The sequence below is a fragment of the Treponema sp. R80B11-R83G3 genome (assembly GCF_054786115.1).
Genome location: NZ_BDHF01000591.1, coordinates 1 through 285 on the forward strand (window position 1 = coordinate 1; position 285 = coordinate 285).

Annotated in this window: 1 protein-coding gene; it reads left to right on the top strand. The window is 55.1% G+C overall.

What is annotated here, in order from left to right; genetic code table 11:
- The coding region (locus ACYVRH_RS15115) for a glycoside hydrolase N-terminal domain-containing protein (protein WP_461257671.1) at positions 1 to 285 on the top strand (285 nt) is incomplete at both ends.

A 285-nucleotide genomic window follows, 5' to 3' on the forward strand; every position in this document is an offset into this window, starting at 1 on the left:
GGACAGAGGCGCTTCCGTTGGGCAATGGGCGTCTTGGCGCTATGGTCTATGGCAATCCTGCCCGCGAAGAATTGCAGATCAACGAGGAAACCGTCTGGGGCGGCAGCCCGCACCGCAACGACAATCCGCAGAACGGGGACGCTTATGTGCTGACAATTACCAAGTCCCATGCCACTCGTTCCAAATCTCATACCCGTAAAAATTCTCCGCAGAGGAAGCGAGCTTGGCCGCTATCACGCTCTCTACCTGCGATTTCCAACTGTTCCAACCGGGAAATTGGAATAA